Raw genomic sequence first — 17,224 nt, forward strand, 5'->3', positions numbered from 1 at the left:
CAGAAGGGTTTCGGAGCGATCTGCGACACATCCGTTGACGCGGCACCCATCCGGTGACAAAACCCGGCTCGCAGAAAAATGCGAAACCCGATTTCGCGTTGGATGCCTCGGGGCCGTAGCTCAGTTGGGAGAGCGCGTCGTTCGCAATGACGAGGTCAGGGGTTCGATTCCCCTCGGCTCCACCATTTCCCACCCAAACGCCAATTCGGCGGGCGCATTGCGGGCACAAGGCCTGACTTGCACACGCTTCCTTTACCGCCATGCGCTAGATCGAAGCGATGATTTCGAAGATGATCTCCGCCGGGCTACTTGCGCTGGCCCTTACCTCCGGCGCGTCATTCGCGGCGCCGCCAGCGGCGGAGGATGGTGCGCACTCCGGAAACGACACACGGCATCGCACTTTAACTGCCTCTCCGACCTATGTGCCCTTGCCACCACTCACGGCAACGGTTCAGGCAAATCATCACGCGCGGGGCCTGCTTCAAATCGAAGCCGGCCTGGAAATTGACGACGCTCGGCTGCGCCGCCGGGTGCAGCGCTACATGCCACGGCTGCGCAATGCCTACGTCTCCGCCCTGAGCGTCTATACCGGTGTGAACTACCAATATGGTGACGTTCCGGACGCCGACCGAATCGCGGCTCTACTCCAGGAAGCCACTGACATGGCACTGGGCGAGCCGGGCGCCGAGATATTGATCGGCATGATCATCATTCACGGTAGCTGACGCGCTCAGGCAATCGCGTCCATAAACCGCGCCAGCTTGACATCCAGCTCGGTCACGCCATCAGCATCATGGGTGGCCAAGGTGACCTCGACCTTGTTGTAGACGTTGAACCACTCAGGATGATGATCGAGCTGGTCCGCGCGCAATGCGACCCGGCTCATGAAACCCCAAGCCGCGTTGAAATCGTCGAACTGGAATGTTTTCTGGATAGCGTCGCGGCCTTCGACAACCGCCCAACCCTCCAGCTGCCCGATCGCCTTGTCTGCTCCTATGCGCTCCATGGGTCTCTCCCTATTCCGCCGGGGCTGCCGGTGTCGACATGCCCATCGGCTCGATGCCAAGGCACTCAAACAGGTCAAAGTCCTCGCGCTCGCCCGGATTGGGCGTTGTTAACAGCTCCTCGCCTACGAAGATCGAATTCGCTCCGGCGAGGAAACACATCGCCTGTAGCTCACGGCTCATGCCCTCGCGGCCGGCTGACAGGCGCACCATGGAGCGCGGCATCAGGATACGGGCTGTGGCGATGGTGCGCACGAAATCGATCCCGTCCAGAGGCTGACTATCGCCCAGCGGCGTATTGGCTACGCCGACGAGGTGATTGATCGGGACACTTTCCGGGTGAGGGTCCATGCAGGCCAGTTCCGTCAGCAGTCCGATCCGTGCCGCTTCATCCTCGCCCATGCCGACAATGCCGCCGGTGCACACGTGGATACCGGCGTCGCGCACCCGGGCCAGCGTATCGAGCCGGTCCTGATAGGTACGGGTCGAAATCACGCGACCATAATCTTCCGGCGCCGTGTCGAGGTTGTGGTTGTAGTAATCCAGCCCCGCGTCACGCAGCTTCTGGGCCTGTCCGTCCTCCAGCATGCCGAGCGTGACGCAGGTCTCCATGCCAAGCGACTTAACGCCCGAGATCATGTCGCAGATCTTGGCCTCGTCACGCGGCTTGAGGGAACGCCATGCGGCTCCCATGCAGAAACGGGTCGCTCCGCCCTGTTTGGCCTTCTCGGCGGCCGCCATAACCTCGTCGAGAGGCATCAGCTTGGATGCTTTCAAGCCGGTGTCAAAATGGGCCGATTGATTGCAATAACCGCAATCCTCGGCGCAGCCCCCCGTCTTGATCGACAGAAGCTGGCTGGTCTGCACCTGGTTGGCCGGATGACACTGCCGGTGCACTGATTGTGCTGCAAACATCAAATCATTAAAGGGTGCCCGGTAGACTTCGCCCGCGGCTTCACGGGTCCAGTTGGTTCGCGGCTGGGTCAGTTGGTCGATGGCGTTTAGGCTGAGAGTCATTGGGTGCGTCCCGTAGAATGTCGTCGGAACCTAGAAACACCGGGGCCTCGCGTCCAGATACGGCACTGCTATGGGCCGGGCGCATCATGTTCGTGACCGCTCTTCTGGTGATAACCGATCTGGCGCTGCAGCCTGGATATAACACCCCGCCCCGGCTGTTCGGATCAGACAAACTCGAACATGTCGGGGCCTTCGCTTTGCTCGCCGGACTGGCGTCCCAGGGCTGGCCCAGGCGACGCGAATGGATCATCGCTCCACTGCTTGGGCTCTACGGAATTGGTATCGAGCTGTTGCAGGCCACACCCCAGGTCGGTCGCACGGCCTCACTGGCAGACGTGGCCGCCGACCTGGTGGGTATCGGGCTCGGCCTGCTCACTGGCGCACTGGTCCGCCGCTTACTGCGAACATGAAAAAGGCCCCGCTCGGCGGGGCCTTTGACATGGCCGTTACAGCCCGGTCTATTCCGCCGGATTCTCCGCGGCTGCCTTTTCCGCGGCTTCCCGCTTGTCGAAATATTCCCGCGTCATCTTGAAGATGATTGGCGACAGCACGAGCAGGGCTATCAGGTTAGGCGCCGCCATCAGGCCGGTCAGCGTGTCCGTTGTCAGCCACACCGTGTTCATCAGCGCGGTGACGTTGTCACCGGCATAGAGAAGCACGGTGACGCTCAGGATGACGACAATCCAGGCGATCCGGAACGGCAGGATCACCTTGCTACCGAGGAGATATTCCGCGCACCGCTCGCCGTAGTAGGACCAGCCGAGAATGGTTGTGAACGCAAACAGGGCCAGGGCAACGGTGACGAAGTGATCGCCAAAGCCCGGCAGCGCATCGGCGAACGCGGCCGCAGTAATTCGCGCGCCGGTGTCACAGACTTCAGGCGTAACGCCACTCTGTGCAATCAGGAAGGCATTACACTCGGCCGGGATCACACCGGATGTCAGAATGGCCAGACCGGTGATCGTGCACACCATGATCGTATCGATGAATGTACCGAGCATTGCGATAATGCCCTGGTCGACCGGGTCATTGTTCTGCGCCGCGGCGTGAGCAATAGGAGCCGAACCCTGGCCCGCCTCGTTCGAGAAAATGCCTCGGGCGACGCCACGCTGCATGGCCAGCATCAACATGGCACCGGTAAACCCGCCTGCCGCCGCGTCGAAACCGAACGCGTTCGAGAAAATCCGGACAAAGGCGGTCGGCACCTCGGTGTAATTGAGTGCCACCACCAGCAAGCCGACAGCGATGTAGCCAAGAGCCATCGCCGGGATGACCTTTTCGGCAACACTGGCAATACGTTTGATGCCGCCGAGGATCACCAGACCGGCCAACAGGGCGATCAGGCCGCCAGTTATGTAATAATCGACACCGTAGGTCTCGTTGACGGTACGCACGACTTCCATGGTCTGGATAGCATTACCGGTACCGAGGCCGGCCATCACGCCAAAGAAGGCGAAAATGCCGCCGAGCCAGATGAACTTCGGGCCGAGACCGTTCTTGATGTAGTACATCGGGCCGCCCACGCGGCGGCCGTCCGGCTCGACCTCGCGGTATTTGACGGCGAGAACACCCTCGGAGAATTTCGTCGCCATGCCCACCAGGGCCGTCATCCACATCCAGAACAGCGCGCCGGGTCCGCCAATGGCGATAGCCACAGCGACACCGGCGATATTGCCGGTACCGATGGTGGACGACAGCGCCGTCATCAGCGCGGCGAACGGCGTCACATCACCCTCGCCCTCCGGCTTGCGGCCCGCCATCAACTCGCCAAAAGCAAACCCGATCTTGCGCAGCGGCATGAAGCGCAGCCCCACCGTGAGGTAGACGCCCGTGCCAAGCAACAGGATCAGCATGGGTGGGCCCCATACGAAGCTGTTGACCATGTTGATGCCGTTGGAAATCACTTCCCCGGCAGATCCAGAATTCGCACTCATGCCATTCCCCAGTTTTCTCTCCGGCCGCAGCTTATTGAGGCCGACCCCTTGATGGAAAGGCTTTTGTGCGTTTGTGCCGCAGCTGGCACCTAGCGCTCGACAATCTCGATGGTCAGAACGCCCCACACCCAGTCGTCGTCGGGCATGCCGATGAGTGCCGGGTTGGATCGCCGTGGCCAGACCAGCATGGTCGGACCGAAGCCTCCCATCGGCAACGCATTGCCCTCCATCTCGACTGCGAGGATGGCGCCGAATTCCTCGAACCGGCGCAGTCCGATCTTGCGGCTATACCCGTCGAGGCCGGTAATGACCGCGAAATCGGCCTGCGGATCTGCAAGCGCGATAACGTCCCGCATCAGGGGCCCCACAAACACCCGTGACCCGGCATCGGCTGGATAATCGGTAATCACGGTATGCTGGGGCAGGTCGGTCAGGTCGGACCGTCCAAGCGTCAGGGCGGTACTGAAATCGATGGCCAAGGCAGTAAAGAGTGGCTCCGTTTCGGGCAGTACAGGCCCCCGGTTCGCCTCTTCGATTGCACCGAACAGTGTCAGGATTGCCGGTTCCGCCACCATGGCGTCGTCCGGCTCCCGCGAACAGGCGACGAGGCCAATCAGCAGCAGGACAGTCATGATCAGAGAACGCATGGACAACTCCAAGGATAACGCATCCGCGATACGGTAAGTCGCCAGATCACATGTAGGTTCCCGCTAAAGTCACGACACGGCCGCCGGTTGCCAGCTTGAACCGCGCGATGCCGGCACCATGCGCCGTATTGACACCGCCCAGGTCCAGGCTTTTGACGCCACGCTCTTTCAACGCCTTCATCGCGTGCCAGAGCAGGAGATTATGCGCCCCGCTCTTGCGGCCGGCCGCGCTGTTCCAGCCCAGATGGTAGGTGGCGGCGGCCCCGTGCACCAGGAACAGCATGGCCGCGACTTTCTCCCGGCCTTCGTCGGCGCGCAGGATCAACAGGCTGTCGCGCTCGTTCTTGGCTTCGACAAAGGCCGGAATCAGTTCGGTCGGCGTGGCCTGGTATCCTTTTGATACTCGCTGCCCGTCCTCGGTCTGGAGCAGCCAGCGATACTGGGCCGGCTTGCTGCCATTGCGCTGTACGCTGAGCGAAGAGCGCTCTGCGGAGGCCAGCTGGTTCCGCCACTTGCCATCAAGGCGTCGACGCAGCTCGTCTTCCTCCTGCTGCAGGTCGATCAGGACAGTGGAGTACCCGGTCATGACGCGCGTCAACCGCTCAACACCATGGGCATCCTCTTCATCGGGAGACACCAGAATGGCGCGCGGCCGTGCCAGACCCAACTCGCGCTTGAGAGCGGCATGGATCTCGGCTTTCCGCTTCCTGTCGATGTCACCCAACCAGACCGGCCCGCGCGTGCAGACCGCTACAGAAACCAGGCCGACCATCCTGCGATGGGTAAACTGGGCAAGGCCCACGAGCTGATTGTTGATGTAGATGCCGACACGACTTACCCCGGCCCCCAGCCCCGCTATGGCCTGCCCATAGGCCCAGTCCTGCTGCAGGCTTGCGACCCGGTCCTGCAGGGCAGCGTCCCAGGTGGCGCGATCTATTGCGGTTTCGAGGTGCATGGCTGGAAATGTCGATCATTCGCGTTTATCGAGGAGGCAGCTTTGCCTCCGGAGATCTGACATGCTTCCCAGGAAAACGTCCACCGTCATGGGTCGCCGGATCGCTCCGCCGCGCCCGACACTGGGCGCGCTGGGATTGGGGCTGCTCTATATCGCAGCCCCGCTCCTCATCATTACCGGCCTTCTGGACCTGGCCATGCAGGTCCTGTTCGGCGTGTGCACCGGCGTGTGGTGCCTGGCCCGCTAATTGCGGGCCCAGGGTCTAGCGGCGCACGTTCAGGCCGATGAAGAACTCCCGTCCGACCACACCGACCGGATAGGCCACGGTACTCGCCAGGGGCTGCTCCTCGAACAGGTTGTTGATGCCGCCATAGATCTGCACATTGTCGCTGAACTCATACAGCGCCGACAGGTCGTGGCGGATCTTGGAGTCACTCCAGGCATTCTCGAAATCATCGGCGGTCTCGATCTCGAGGCGCGGCGTGATTTCGAGCATCTCGCCATAATAGGTGGTCTGCCAGTTGACGGTCAGGTCACCGATCATCCAGCGCGCGTTGAAATTGGCCACATCGGCCGGCTGGCCGGCTTCGTAGAGGAGATCGTTCTCGATCGACGCGTCGGTCGGGTCCTCAAAGCGTGACAGTGAGTCGACATGATTGCCCAGGACGCTGAGGGACATGGCACCCCAGCGGTCTAGACCATCCGCGATATCCCCGAACTCGAACATGTAGGAAACCTGATAGTCCCAGCCGGACGCGGCGACCTTGGCGAAGTTGAGCTCGCTGGTGGTGAAGCTCGCGAGACCCAGGAAGGTCGGCGACCCCGGCGTACGGTCACGCTCGAACTGATCGCAGAACAGGTTCGGGAAGCTCGAGGCGTCATAGCAGGCTTCCAGGATTTCCTGGAAACCGACGGAGTCGATCGCGTCATTGATCTCGATGTCATAGTAATCGAGCGTCACGGTCAGGCCTTCCAGGAAGGACGGCTGGAAGACGAAGCCCAGCGTGATCGTATCCGCCGTCTCCGGCTCCAGATCGGGGTTGCCTCCGGTGAAACCGGCAACCCGGGCGGTCAGCGGATCGGTAAACCCGACCGGAATGCCGTCCGCAGCACAGTTGGCGGCACGGTTGGCGCTGCCATTATTGATCGCCCCGGCATCGCACGGATCGATCGGGCGCGACGTGGTCGAGGTAAGGGGCGAGAACAACTCGAAGATGTTCGGCGCCCGCACCGTCTGGGAAACCGCACCGCGGAAGCGCAGATCACTGACCGGCGCCCACGTGGCCCGCAGGTTCCAGCTCTCATTGCTGCCCGAGTTGGAGTACTGCGACAGGCGGAAGGCACCATCGACAACGAGTTCCTCGGCAAAGGGCTGGTCCATCAGCAGCGGGACCGAGACTTCGCCGAATATTTCGCGGACGTCGAACCGGCCATTGACCGGCGCCACCGGCGCATTGACCGGGAAGATCAGGGACGAGGTCCCGGTTTCCAGCGGATCCGGCGTGAACTCGCTGATCTCCTCACGGTATTCGGTGCCGACGACATAATCGATCGGGCCGGCCGGGAGGGTGAACCAGTCCTCGGTATCGCCGGCTACGAAACCGGTCAGGACGAGCTGCTTGATCTCGCGGGAGCGGAAGGTCGTCGTGGTCACGAAATCGATGGCTTCTTGGCTCGGAGCCCCGACGCCGAACAGATTCATCGGGGCGCACAGGCCGCGCGCCGGCGTGAAGGTGTTGTAACCGTTCCAATACCCGGCACTGCTCAGGAAGGACCCGATGGGCGGCGTATTGGGGTCGATTTCCGAACGGCAGACGATCTCGCCATTCGCCGGATTCACCACCGCATCAGCGGCGGCGTAATAGCGGTCCTGCAGTATCTGGCCGGTCGAAGTCGTGTTGGCGATGGTCTCGCCGTAATTGGCTGACACCTCATAGATCAGCCCCGTATCCCCAATCTCACCCTCAAACCCGGTGACGAAACGGGCCGTTGTCCGATCGGAGGTGATGATGGCGGGTCCAAGGTCTGTCGGGTCCCGACCGATCAGGATGTTCACATCATCCAGATTGAACACGCCGGGATTGTCATTGACGAAAGTGGTGATCGCCTGGCGCAGATTGTCCGGGATGTAAGGATTGTCCCATTCGATGACGTGGGAGTCGTAGAAGGCCTGCACCCCGGATGTCCCGTCATTGACGGTTTCCGACTGCGAGATCTTTGCTTCGATGAAAAAGCGGTGCTGCGGCGTGAGGTCATAGCCCAAGCCGATATTCACCGTCATGCGCTCGTCGCGCGGAATGATGTCGATCAGATCTCGACCGCCATTGGTGCCGTCGCCGCCGAACGCGTTCTGGGTCCCGCCGAGCAAGCCGTCAGCGAAAACATCTGCCGGTCCGCCCGGAGCCCGCGTCACGTGACAGCCGGCGAAGCCGCCAAAGCGCTGGAGCTGGGTGCCATTGACCGTTTCGAGGCAATCCTCGACACCGTTATTGTTGAGATCGAAAGCGAGGCCATCCGCGCCGAGATTCAAGCCGGTCAGGCCGGGGCCGGCGGGGTAGTAGGCAAGGAATTCGGCGCCGAAAAAGTCGATGCCGATCAGCGAGCCATAGCTGGACAGGTTGAAGCGCGGGAACTCCTGGATCGAGCGCGAAGGGATGCCATTGATACGACTGCACAGCGGATCCCGGGCCGATCCCAGCGTGGTGTCCCCGGCGCCGCAGAACGCCGAAATCTCCTCGCCGAGCAACAGGCGGTCGACCCCATACTGTGCAATGTCGGCCGCCTGCACGAAGCGCAGCGGGTTGGGCCAGTCACTGGCGACGCGATCACCCCGCGTGTGGCTGCGGTCGCCCTGGCGCAGATTGTCTGAGTTCTCGTAGGTGAAGTTGACCGTGGCATTGCCCCGATCGTTGTCGAAATTGCGCCCCAGCGTTACCGAGACGAGGCCTCGCGCCGCATCGCCCTCGTCCGACATGTTGTACTGGGTGCGCACATCCACGCCCTCGAAATCATCCTTCATGATGAAATTGACGACACCGCTGACAGCATCGGCGCCATAAACCGCCGATGCGCCGCCGGTTGAGACCTCGACGCGCTGGACGAGGGCAGCCGGGATGGTGTTGACGTCCACGGCAGCCGTGCCGGCCTGGCCCGCCACATGGCGACGACCATCGACCAGGACCAGGGTGCGGTCGGTGCCGAGATTGCGCAGGTTGAGGGTGGCTGCGCCCAGCGTGCCCTGGGCACCGGAATTGTCGGCCGTGGAGTTCGACCCGATCAGGGCTGGCAGGTCATTGACAACATCAACGATGTTGACGTCACCCGACAATGTCACGTCATCGTCCGACACGGCCTGGACGGGGATCGGAGCAGTGAGATTGCTGTCACGCTGGATGCGCGAGCCGGTGACAACAATGGTGTCTTCAGTGTCGGCTTCGCTCGTCGTTTGAGCCAACGCTGTCGGCGCCAAGCAGAAAGCAGACACGGCCAGCGCCATGGCGCTGACGCTATTGGACAGAATAGACCTGGACATCAAATTCCCCTCACCCTGAATGAACTGTAACAAAGAGCATATGACGGCTTTTTGGAAACACCAAGACGGTTGCCTCCGGAAACCGGTTTTATCCAGCTACACGGTTGCGAGACGGACACAGCGGCGCGGCGCCCGCGAGGGTGGGGCGACCGGTCGTCGGGGAGCAGGAAACGTGGGGCGGAAGGGGAGTGGCGCACCCATCAGGATTCGAACCTGAGACCTCTGCCTTCGGAGGGCAGCGCTCTATCCAGCTGAGCTATGGGTGCGCGAGAGGCGAACCCTTAGCCCATGGCGGCGGGCTGCGCAATCATGCGAAACCGCCTTCATCCAGTTCCTCGTCGGCCGCGTCATCGTCCCGCCTCCGGGTCGGATCCTCGCCGTCGGTGTCGTCGCGGCGGCGGCGCTGGTATTCGGCGGCGCCGAGCAGGCCGAGGCTGGCGCCCTGCCCGCCACCGTCGACCCCGCGATCGCGGAAGCGGACCTTGCGGGGCGGGCCGGCGAGCCAGGCATGGACCCAGAGCGCGGCCAGGGCAGAAAGCCCGATCATCACCCAGGCCAGGGTCATGCCGGCGCTGCCCTGGGGCTGGAAATAGATACCGAACAGCCAGGCCAGGAAAACAAAGGGCGGCACCACCACGGCGATGGCGAAGAGATTGCGCAGGCCCAAGCGGAGCATGATGTCCTCCCTGACTGTTTCACCCCCAGCCTGTACGGCAATCATGCCGGAAACATGACGGGCGGAGCGGGACGCTGCGCCGTCGGCTCCCCCGACCGTCAGGACGGGTCGCGCGGGCCGTCGCGGTGATAGGTCAGGGCGAGGAAAACGTCCTCCAGATCGGCCTCCTCGGTGCGCAGGTCCTCGATGCGCGCGCCGGTGGCGTGGAAGCGCTCGATCAGGTCGGCCACGGACTGTTCGCCGAACTTGTAGGAAATGGCGAGCGAGCCGTCCTCGCGCAGCTCGCTGTCGAGACCACCGAAGGTGTCAGGCACGGCGCTCAGCGGCGCGGTCGGCTCGATGACCAGAGTCTTGCGGTTCATCCGCTTGAGCAGGGTGTCCTTCGGCTCGCAGGCGATCACCCGGCCCTGGTCGATGATGGCAATCTCGTCGCAGAGCTCCTGGGCCTCTTCGAGATAGTGCGTGGTCAGCACGATGGTGGTGCCGTTGGCGTGCAGCTCGCGGACATATTTCCAGAGCTGGCGGCGCAGTTCGATGTCGACGCCGGCGGTCGGCTCGTCGAGCACCAGGACGGGCGGCGAGTGGACCATCGCCTTGGCCACCAGCAGGCGGCGCTTCATGCCGCCGGACAATTGCCGCACATAGGCATTGCGCTTGTCGGACAGGCCGACCGCCTCGAGCAGCTCGTCGGTGCGGCGTTCCGCCTTGGGCACGCCGTAGAAACCGGCCATCAATTCCAGCGTCTCGTAGGGCGTGAAGAACACGTCCATGTTGATTTCCTGCGGCACGACGCCGATGGCCGCGCGGGCGGCCCGGCTGTCGCGGTCGATATCGATGCCCCAGGTCTTCGCCGTGCCCGAGGTCTTGTTGACCAGGCCGGCGAAGGTATTGATGAAAGTCGACTTGCCGGCGCCGTTGGGACCGAGCAGGCCGAAGATCGAGCCGCGGCGGACTTTCAGGTCGACGCCCTTCAGCGCCTCCTTCGGCGGCGAGCCCTTCGAGCCGGCATAGGTCTTGCGCAGATCGGCGGCCTCGAGGGCGAATTCGGGCAGGGTGGACGTGTCAGACATGTCGCCTCGGAATTGACGGGGATGGGTCAAGCGCAATAACTAGACGCATACCTAGGCATCGTCTTGTCCTGTGTCCATGAGGGTTGATCCATGGCCGTAACCGGCACTCCGCTTCCGCCGCCCGAAATCATCGTCATCGAAGGCCACCGCGCCGCCTGTGACGGCGGTGGCGGTGCACTCGGCCATCCCAAGGTCTACCTGGAGATGGGCGAGGATGATTTCGTCGAGTGCGGCTATTGCGACCGCCGCTTCGTGCGCAAGGGCTCGCCGGAAGACCCGCACACCCCGACCTAGACAGGCGCACGGCCCGACGGGCGCGCCGGGATGGCTGGGGAGGCATCTTTGCGACAGGCAAGTATCCAACGCATCGGTCTTGTCACCGGACTCGTCCTGGCTGCCGGCCTGCAGCTGCTGCCGGTCCCGGACGGCCTGTCGCGCGAAGCCTGGCTGCTGGCCTCGCTGACCCTGCTGATGGCCAGCTGGTGGGCCAGCGAAGCCATCCCGATCGCCGCCACGGCGCTCATCCCGATCGCGCTCTTCCCCTTCCTGGGGATCACCTCGACCGGGGCGGCCACGGCGCCCTATGCCAGCCCCATCGTCATGCTGCTGCTCGGCGGCTTCATCGTCGCCCTGTCGATCGAGCGCTGGAACCTGCACAGCCGCATCGCCCTCAATGTAGTGCTGCGCTTCGGCGGCAAGCCGGCCGGACTGGTGCTCGGCTTCATGCTGGCCTCCGCCCTGCTGTCGATGTGGATTTCCAACACCGCAACCACGCTGATGATGATCCCGATCGCGCTCAAGGTGGCCGAGGAAGTCGAGCGCGAGGGCGTGAGCTCGAAATACTTCGCCCCGGCACTGGCGCTGGGCGTCGCCTATGCGGCCTCCATCGGCGGCATGGCCACCCCGGTCGGCACCCCGACCAATCTCATCGGCATCGGCTATCTGGACAACCAGTTCGGTCTCTCCGTCGACTTTGCCAGCTGGATGATGTTCGGCCTGCCGGTCGTGCTGCTGATGATCCCGGCAGCCTGGTTCGTGCTGACCCGTCTCGCCTTCCGGCTCGACGCCAAGGCGGAAAGCGATGCGGCGCGGCAATTGGTGATCGACGAGCTGGCCGCCCTCGGCCGCATGACGACGCCGGAAAAGCGGGTCGCAGCGCTGTTCGGCACCGTCGCCCTGTTGTGGATGGGACGCATCCTGCCGGGCGAGCTGATCGGCCAACCGGGCACCGAATGGGGCTGGAACCCGCTGCTGGCATGGATCGGCGGCGCGCTGGACCTGCCCGTCACGCTACAGCTGGGCAATACCCAGATCGCCGTCGCTGGCGCGCTTGCGACCTTCCTGGTCCCCGCAGGCGGGGACTCCGCCGAGCGCCAGGCGCTGATGCGCTGGGAGGACCTGGCCCGGCTGCCGTGGAATGTGGTGATCCTGTTCGGGGGCGGGCTGTCGCTGGCGGCGGCGCTGTCGGCGACGGGACTGGCCGACTGGCTGGGCGGGCAGATGCAATTCCTCGCCGGCTGGCCAACCCCGCTATTGCTGCTGGCCCTGGTCGGCTTCGTGGTCTTCCTGACCGAGCTGACCTCCAATGTCGCCACCACCACCGCCTTCCTGCCCGTGCTCGGCGTGATTGCGCTGGAAGCCGGGGTGCCTCCGGAGCAGCTCGTGGTGCCGGTCGCCGTGGCCGCCTCGACCGCCTTCATGCTGCCGGTCGCCACCGCTCCCAATGCCATCGTCTATGCCTCCGGTGCCGTCACCCAGGCCCAGATGATCAAGGCCGGCGTGCGGCTCAACTTCCTGGCCATCGCTGTCATCGCCGGCCTGGGTGCACTCGCGTCGGCGCTGGGCTTTTCCCTCTGAGACACGACCAATAGCGCCACGGCACCTCCGCCTGGCGGTATGATGAGGATGCGGGACGGTGCAGGCGTCCTGCGAATTAAGAACTGGACGTCGACACCGTCCCGCACGCGGAGGTTTGACCGGGCCTCGATGGACCCGAGTTGGCAAGGCGGGCTGGTCTGGAACGGTCCTCCAATAGTGCCGCTCCTCGCCGCCCGCAGCCCCGCCGGGGTCGCCGGCCGACATGACCGACCGACCCGGACAAGCTCCGCTCTCCCCGCCCCCCGGTTGTCTAGGCCGGGCCTCGAGCTGGTGCAAGGACGGGGCAAGTGTCTCACGGGTGAGCGGGGGTGGGGATAGAACGGGGCGAAAAAAAGGACCGCCCGCTGATTTCATTGAGGAAACCGCCACGGACGGTCGCTGAGAGTGCGGAGAAAAAATTTTGTGACCGCGTGAGCCTCCCTCTCCCGGGGGAGAGGGATCGAGGGAGAGGGGGAATGGCGGGGTCTGTCCGGAGAGGGTTGTGCTGTGGCGTGGCCTCTCCGGAGAGGGCAACGAAATCCCCCGCCTCCGCCCCGGACCGGGTCCGGGGCACCTCCTCCCCGGGAGGAGGTGTGACTGAGCCCCTCCGGCGCACGTCCTCCGCTCCCCCGCTTCGCAGGGGAGATAGGGCATGGGGCGAGGTCCTTGCCACAAACCCTCAAACCGTCATGGTCCGGCTCGACCGGGCCACCTGCGCTATCCGGCCGGCCGGTTGGGTGAGGTCCCCCGGTCAACCCGGGGAATGACGGTGGGGGGACGCGCGCGGGGCGTCTGTCATGGCGGGTGCGGACGGGATTCGAGGCCCCGGCATCCGCCGGGGGAAACGGAGTGGGGGAAGTCATGGTGGGCGGCCGGGTCCGCGCCTCCGCTTGCGGGGGGACTTTCCGGGGAACACGCATTATGGTGTGCGGATGGTGTCAGCCCTGTCCCTTGGCCTGGTCTACCTGGCTTCGCTGTGGCTCGTCGGCGTCGGGCTGCTGTGCGCCGCGCGCCCGGAGGTGGCCCTTCGGGGGCTGGCCTCCATGGGCTCGACGCGGCTCATCCATTTCGGCGAGCATGCCTTGCGCGGCATGGCCGGACTAGCGCTGGTCGGGGCGGCGGCGGGGTCGCGCCATCCGGCCGTCTTCTTCTGGGCCGGGCTTTTCATCGTTGCCAGTTCGGCCCTCATCGCGTTGGCACCGCGGCGCTGGCATCACGCCTATGCGGTGTGGTGGGCCCGGCGGCTTCCGGCATGGAGCATGCGCCTTGCGGCCCCTCTCAGCATCGCGGCCGGGCTGGCCCTGGCATGGGCTGCCCACGGCCCCTCCCTCCAGGCCTGACCCGCCACACCGGCGCAGCACCCCGGCAGACTTCACCGCCACCCGCAACGCCTTGCGCAGTTGTGCAGCGATGACCGCGCGGCCGCTGCGCGCTAGTCTCCCGATTCAGCGCCCAAGGAGTTCAGAATGGCCATCACCAAACCCGTCGACGAGACCAGCCATGTCTACCTGATTGACGGGTCGGGCTATATCTTCCGGGCCTATCACGCGCTGCCGCCGCTGACCCGCTCGGACGGCACGCCGGTGGGAGCGGTGCAGGGCTTCTGCAACATGCTGTGGAAGCTGCTGGAGGATCTGAAGGGCGAGGACGCGCCGTCGCACTTGGCCGTGATCTTCGACCATTCCGGCAAGACCTTCCGCAGTGAAATCTATGACCAGTACAAGGCCAACCGGCCACCGGCACCGGAAGACCTGGTGCCGCAATTCCCGATCATCCGCGACGCCACGCGCGCCTTCGGCACACCGTGCATCGAGCTGGAGGATTACGAGGCCGACGACATCATCGCCACCTATGCGCGCCAGGCCGAGGCGAAGGGCGCCAAGGTCACCATCGTGTCCTCGGACAAGGATTTGATGCAGCTGGTCAGCGACCAGGTCGACATGTTCGATGCCATGAAGAACAAGCGCATCGAGGCGGAGCAGGTGCTGGAGAAGTTCGGCGTCGGCCCGGACCGGGTGATCGACATCCAGGCGCTGGCCGGCGACAGCGTCGACAATGTGCCCGGCGTGCCCGGGATCGGGGTCAAGACGGCGGCGCTGCTGATCAATGAGTATGGCGATCTCGATACGCTGCTCGAGCGGGCCGGCGAGATCAAGCAGAAGGGCCGCCGCGAGAAGCTGCTGGAGCATGCCGAGATGGCGCGCATCTCGCGCCGGCTGGTCACCCTCAAGACCGATGCGCCGATGCCGGAAGAGCTGGACGAGTTCGGCATTTCCGAGCCCGACCCGGAAACCCTGGTGGGTTTCCTCAAGCAAATGGAATTCCGCACCTTCACCCGCCGGGTCGAGGAAGCGCTCGGCGCTCCGGTGGCCGATGAGAGCGGTGACGCCACGGCTCCGATCGACCGCGACGCCTATGAATGCGTGACCACGATGCAGGCGCTGGAGCGCTGGATCGAACGGGCGCGCGAGACCGGCATCGTGGCGGTCGACACGGAGACCGACGCCCTGTCCTCCTCGGCGGCCGGGCTGGTCGGCATCTCGCTGGCGGTCGCGCCGGGCGAGGCCTGCTACATCCCGCTGGCGCATGTCGATCCGCAGGGCGCCGGCGACATGTTCGACACCGGTGCGGCGCCGGACCAGCTGGACCTGGAAATGGCCCTCGAGGCGCTGCAGCCGTTGCTGCAGGACCCGGCCGTGCTCAAGGTCGGCCAGAATTTCAAGTACGACCTCGCCGTGCTGTCACGCTACGGCATCCAGGTGACGCCCTATGACGACACCATGCTGGTCTCCTATGTCATGGAAGCCGGCCTGCACGGGCACGGCATGGACGCGCTGGCCGAGCTGTATCTCGGGCATCAATGCATTCCGTTCAAGGAAATCTGCGGCACCGGGAAGAACCAGATCAGCTTCGACAAGGTGCCGCTCGACAAGGCGACGCAGTACGCGGCCGAGGACGCCGACGTGACGCTGCGGCTGCACGAGATCCTCAAGCCGGCGCTGCGCACCAAGGGCATGTCGACGGTGTACGAGACGCTGGAACGGCCGATGGCGCAGGTGCTGGCGGACATGGAAGTGACCGGCATCAAAGTCGACCCGGACCGGCTGAAGCGGCTGTCCTCGGACTTCGCCCAGAAGATGGCGGCGGCGGAAGCCGCGGCGCACGATGCGGCGGGGCACGCCTTCAACGTCGCCTCGCCCAAGCAGATCGGCGAGATCCTGTTCGGCGAGATGGGCCTGCCCGGCGGCAAGAAGACCAAGACCGGGGCCTGGTCGACCGATGCGGCAGTGCTCGACCAGCTGGCCGCCGAGGGCCATGCCCTGCCGGTGGCGCTGCTGGAATACCGCCAGTACGCCAAGCTCAAATCGACCTATTCCGACAGCCTGTTCCAGCACATCAATCCGCGCACCCAGCGGGTGCACACCTCGTTCTCGCTGGCGGCCACCACGACCGGGCGCCTGTCCTCGACCGAGCCCAATTTGCAGAACATCCCGATCCGCACCGAGGCCGGGCGGCAGATCCGCGAAGTCTTCATCGCCGAGCCGGGGCACGTGCTGGTGGCGGCGGACTATTCGCAGGTCGAGCTGCGCCTGCTGGCCCATATCGCCGGCGTCGACAGCCTCAAGCAGGCCTTCCGCGAGGGTATCGACATCCACGCCATGACGGCCTCGGAAGTGTTCGGGGTGCCGCTGGAGGGCATGGACCCGATGGTGCGGCGCCAGGCCAAGGCGATCAATTTCGGCGTCATCTACGGCATTTCAGCCTTCGGCCTGGCCAACCAGATCGACGTGTCGCGCGAGGAAGCCAAGCGCTTCATCGAGGCCTATTTCGAGAAATTCCCCGGTATCGTGGCCTACATGGATCGCATGAAGGCGGAGGTGAAGGAGCGCGGCTATGTCGAGACCCTGTTCGGGCGGCGGGCGCACTTCCCGGGCATTCGCGACAAGAATCCGAACATGCGGCAATTCGCCGAGCGCCAGGCCATCAATGCGCCGATCCAGGGCACGGCGGCGGATGTTATCCGGCGCGCCATGGTGCGCATGCCGGAGGCGCTGAGGTCGGCCAATCTGGACGCCCGCATGCTGCTTCAGGTGCATGACGAACTGGTGTTCGAAGTGCCGGAGAACCAGGCCGAGGATCTCATTGCGCTGACGAAACGGGTTATGGGCGAGGCCTGCCGGCCGGCGCTTGAGCTGAGTGTGCCGCTGGTGGTCGATGCGAAGGCGGGGCGGACCTGGGGGGAGGCGCATTAGGCGCTTCCAAGCTGCTGCCGACTTCACGGCCCCCTTCCCTCATTGCTGGTTTTCCCCGCCTTCATGGCGGGGCCTTGGATCGGCGGCCGAAAGCAAGGCGTTGCCCATCGTGGGTACAGAGGGGATTCGAGGCCCCGCCATGAAGGCGGGGGAAACGGTTTGTTTTCAGATTGTATCTGGCAATGTGAAAGCTGAGCGCGCCGGGCGCGGAAAGAGCCATTGATCTGTTGTCAGCCAGCGGACCTCAGGGGTTCAGCCGCGTCAAGGGTGCAACCGCGC

15 protein-coding genes and 2 tRNA genes are annotated in these 17,224 nt (G+C 64.4%); 8 read left to right on the plus strand and 9 right to left on the minus strand.

The genetic code is table 11. From position 1 onward, the window contains the following. Positions 1-109: 109 nt before the first annotated feature. Both ACXYMR_RS04130 and ACXYMR_RS04135 read left to right on the plus strand, forming a co-directional pair. A tRNA-Ala gene (locus ACXYMR_RS04130) sits at positions 110-185 on the plus strand. Positions 186-278: 93 nt separating this feature from the next. Next, positions 279-725 (plus strand): flagellar basal body-associated FliL family protein, encoded by a 447-nt coding sequence (locus tag ACXYMR_RS04135; RefSeq protein WP_458941488.1) that lies wholly within the window; start codon positions 279-281, stop codon positions 723-725. Between the two features lie 5 nt (positions 726-730). Here ACXYMR_RS04135 and ACXYMR_RS04140 read toward each other — a convergent pair whose 3' ends face one another. Both ACXYMR_RS04140 and bioB read right to left on the minus strand, forming a co-directional pair. Next, entirely contained in the window at positions 731-1,006 is a 276-nt protein-coding gene (locus tag ACXYMR_RS04140; RefSeq protein WP_458941489.1) for a 4a-hydroxytetrahydrobiopterin dehydratase, read from the minus strand. Between the two features lie 10 nt (positions 1,007-1,016). Beyond that, positions 1,017-2,021 (minus strand): biotin synthase BioB, encoded by a 1,005-nt coding sequence (gene bioB, locus ACXYMR_RS04145; protein WP_458941490.1) that lies wholly within the window; start codon positions 2,019-2,021, stop codon positions 1,017-1,019. 86 nt (positions 2,022-2,107) lie between these two features. On the opposite strand from bioB, the gene ACXYMR_RS04150 reads away from it, so the two are divergent. Next, complete coding sequence (locus ACXYMR_RS04150) at positions 2,108-2,431, plus strand: VanZ family protein (RefSeq protein ID WP_458941491.1); 324 nt, start codon at positions 2,108-2,110, stop codon at positions 2,429-2,431. A gap of 48 nt (positions 2,432-2,479) precedes the next feature. On the opposite strand, the gene ACXYMR_RS04155 is transcribed toward ACXYMR_RS04150, so the two are convergent. The 3 genes from ACXYMR_RS04155 to ACXYMR_RS04165 all read right to left on the minus strand — a co-directional run bounded on the left by ACXYMR_RS04155 (position 2,480) and on the right by ACXYMR_RS04165 (position 5,557). After that, complete coding sequence (locus ACXYMR_RS04155; RefSeq protein ID WP_458941921.1) at positions 2,480-3,955, minus strand: alanine/glycine:cation symporter family protein; 1,476 nt, start codon at positions 3,953-3,955, stop codon at positions 2,480-2,482. Between the two features lie 89 nt (positions 3,956-4,044). After that, the gene (locus ACXYMR_RS04160; protein ID WP_458941492.1) at positions 4,045-4,602 is read right to left on the minus strand and encodes a molybdopterin-dependent oxidoreductase; all 558 of its coding nucleotides are present in this window, start codon (positions 4,600-4,602) and stop codon (positions 4,045-4,047) included. Between the two features lie 46 nt (positions 4,603-4,648). Continuing rightward, a complete protein-coding gene (locus ACXYMR_RS04165) occupies positions 4,649-5,557 on the minus strand; it encodes a lipid II:glycine glycyltransferase FemX (protein ID WP_458941493.1) in 909 nt (302 codons plus the stop codon). 61 nt (positions 5,558-5,618) lie between these two features. Between ACXYMR_RS04165 and ACXYMR_RS04170 the strand changes: the two genes are divergently transcribed. Next, positions 5,619-5,804 (plus strand): hypothetical protein, encoded by a 186-nt coding sequence (locus tag ACXYMR_RS04170; protein WP_458941494.1) that lies wholly within the window; start codon positions 5,619-5,621, stop codon positions 5,802-5,804. 15 nt (positions 5,805-5,819) lie between these two features. On the opposite strand, the gene ACXYMR_RS04175 is transcribed toward ACXYMR_RS04170, so the two are convergent. The 4 genes from ACXYMR_RS04175 to ACXYMR_RS04190 form a co-directional block, all read right to left on the minus strand. Next, positions 5,820-9,089: a TonB-dependent receptor domain-containing protein gene (locus ACXYMR_RS04175; RefSeq protein ID WP_458941495.1), complete on the minus strand. Its 3,270-nt coding sequence runs from the start codon at positions 9,087-9,089 to the stop codon at positions 5,820-5,822. A gap of 189 nt (positions 9,090-9,278) precedes the next feature. Then, positions 9,279-9,355, minus strand: a tRNA-Arg gene (locus tag ACXYMR_RS04180). Between the two features lie 41 nt (positions 9,356-9,396). After that, positions 9,397-9,765, minus strand: coding sequence for a hypothetical protein (locus tag ACXYMR_RS04185; RefSeq protein ID WP_458941496.1), 369 nt, complete (start codon positions 9,763-9,765; stop codon positions 9,397-9,399). A 98-nt stretch (positions 9,766-9,863) separates the two neighbouring features. Beyond that, a complete protein-coding gene (locus tag ACXYMR_RS04190; RefSeq protein WP_458941497.1) occupies positions 9,864-10,835 on the minus strand; it encodes an ABC transporter ATP-binding protein in 972 nt (323 codons plus the stop codon). Between the two features lie 90 nt (positions 10,836-10,925). Here ACXYMR_RS04190 and ACXYMR_RS04195 point away from each other — a divergent pair, with 90 nt between their 5' ends. From ACXYMR_RS04195 to polA, 4 genes are all read left to right on the plus strand, one after another. Further along, positions 10,926-11,129: a zinc-finger domain-containing protein gene (locus ACXYMR_RS04195; RefSeq protein WP_458941498.1), complete on the plus strand. Its 204-nt coding sequence runs from the start codon at positions 10,926-10,928 to the stop codon at positions 11,127-11,129. A gap of 48 nt (positions 11,130-11,177) precedes the next feature. Beyond that, the gene (locus ACXYMR_RS04200; protein ID WP_458941499.1) at positions 11,178-12,692 is read left to right on the plus strand and encodes an SLC13 family permease; all 1,515 of its coding nucleotides are present in this window, start codon (positions 11,178-11,180) and stop codon (positions 12,690-12,692) included. A 932-nt stretch (positions 12,693-13,624) separates the two neighbouring features. Next, positions 13,625-14,032, plus strand: coding sequence for a hypothetical protein (locus tag ACXYMR_RS04205; RefSeq protein WP_458941500.1), 408 nt, complete (start codon positions 13,625-13,627; stop codon positions 14,030-14,032). A gap of 126 nt (positions 14,033-14,158) precedes the next feature. After that, the gene (gene polA / locus ACXYMR_RS04210) at positions 14,159-16,945 is read left to right on the plus strand and encodes a DNA polymerase I (RefSeq protein ID WP_458941501.1); all 2,787 of its coding nucleotides are present in this window, start codon (positions 14,159-14,161) and stop codon (positions 16,943-16,945) included. Positions 16,946-17,224 lie beyond the last annotated feature (279 nt).

It is taken from the genome of Maricaulis sp. CAU 1757 (assembly GCF_054482675.1).